Source organism: Sphingomonas sp., assembly GCF_040398505.1.
GTDB lineage: Bacteria > Pseudomonadota > Alphaproteobacteria > Sphingomonadales > Sphingomonadaceae > Sphingomonas.
In genome coordinates, this window is sequence record NZ_JBBATX010000195.1 from 1 (window position 1) to 1,783 (window position 1,783).

The 1,783-nt window shown below is 61.1% G+C and carries 2 protein-coding genes; one reads left to right on the forward strand and one right to left on the reverse strand.

The genetic code is table 11. The annotated features are described in order from the left end of the window. Positions 1 to 87: 87 nt before the first annotated feature. Positions 88 to 1,050: an IS66 family transposase gene (locus tag ABWP09_RS14315; protein WP_353205790.1), complete on the reverse strand. Its 963-nt coding sequence runs from the start codon at positions 1,048 to 1,050 to the stop codon at positions 88 to 90. Positions 1,051 to 1,238: 188 nt separating this feature from the next. Here ABWP09_RS14315 and ABWP09_RS14320 point away from each other — a divergent pair. Further along, a partial coding sequence (locus ABWP09_RS14320; RefSeq protein ID WP_353205791.1) for a calcium-binding protein occupies positions 1,239 to 1,783 on the forward strand: 545 nt, incomplete at its 3' end.

Below are 1,783 nucleotides of genomic sequence, written 5' to 3' on the forward strand. Positions count from 1 at the left end.
CATCGGAACACGCCAATGGGCACATGGGTCATGATCACCGCGACTTGGTATAAGCTCGCTCTCAAGAGTAGGCTTAAGACCGGACCATCACCCCACGGGCAAGGCGGCCGCTATCGGAGGCGTACGCATCAGCGCGCGCCTTCGGTTTTTCACCGTAGCGGCGGCGAGTGCGGCGATGTCACGGGCGAGCCTGAAGGCGCGATCAAACCAGAACTGGACCCGCATCCCGATCCAATCGCTGCCATTCTCGGCGACGAAGCGCGCCTTGCGATCGAGATGAGCAAGGCACGTCTGGTGACGCTGGCCATGCCCTTGCTGGGCAGAGTAGCGATCCGATATCCATACGTCGGGTGTATGTCCGGCCATCGTGTCGTGCACAACCTGAGCGGCGCGGCTGAACGCGGCGGTATGGACGACGGCCTTGCTCGAACAAAACACCCACTGATACGCATTGCATCCCTCGATCCGCATGCCCGTCTCGTCACAGGCGACAACTTCGGCGCCGCGCAAGGCCGCCAGGGCATCGTCGCGTCCCGCGGCAAAGACCGGTGCGGTGCGTTTGAACATGTTCATCAGCGCGCCCTGGCTGAGTTGCAGGCCGAACAGATCGGCAAGCGCGGCTTGCGGCCGTTCATAGGAAAATAGCTGGTTCGATTTGAGATAAAGCGCCAGCGCGTGGATCCTGTGCCCGAACGGCGTGCCTTGCGCTGCCGCCGGCAAGGGCGCCGCCGACGTCTTGCCGCAGTTGGTACAACGGCATTTCAGCCGCCGGTGCCGTCTGACCAGAGGCTTGATCTCGGGCAGGTCGATCTCGTCATACTCCCCGATCACCGCGCAGGACGCATCCTCGGCAAACGCCAGACCGCAGTGGTCACAATGCGCCGGGGCGATGGTCTTCGCGAGCATCGGGCACTTCAGCCAGTACGCGGGCGTACCCCTTATGACCGAGCTTGGCGCCGCCGGGCCGCGAACTTTCCCGCTTTGCCTTCCTGTCCGTCGATGGTGGCTTCGAAGAGGTGCGCGACGTCTTGTCCGGGCGCTGCATCCCAAGAACCAGATCGATCAACTCAGGCTTCGTAAGCCCCTCGAGTTCCTCACGTTTCATGAACAAGATGAATCACGGACTGCCCGGTTTGACAAGGGAGTGGGTAATTACGAGTACGGTCACCATGAGGAATTCATCTTGCCGAAACGATCGGATTAAGCAATAGACGTCGTAATATAACGGGAGAATCAGGGTGGCAGACGTTTTCGGCACGAGCAATGACGAAACCCTCGTTGGTTCAGTATTTGCTGACACGATGTATGGTTACGGCGGAAACGACACACTGAGTGGTCTGGCTGGCGATGATAGCATTTTTGGCGGCGACGGTAACGACGTTCTTTACGGTGGCGATCTTAACGACACGATTTCTCAGGCGGGTAGCGGCAACGACACCCTTGACGGCGGTGCTGGCAATGACACGCTGTACGGCGGCGACGGCAACGATGTGCTGTTAGGCGGCACTGGCGATGACTACCTCGACGGCGGTACGGGCAACGACAGCCTCGACGGCGGCGACGGCAACGACACGCTGTACGGCGGCGACGGCAACGACACGCTCTTGGGCGGCGCTGGCAATGACTATCTTGAAGGCGGTGCGGGCAACAACCTTCTCGACGGCGGTGCCGGTAACGACACGCTGTACGGCGGCGACGGCAACGACACGCTCTTGGGCGGCGCTGGCAATGACTATCTTGAAGGCGGTGCGGGCAACAACCTTCTCGACGGCGGTGCCGGTAA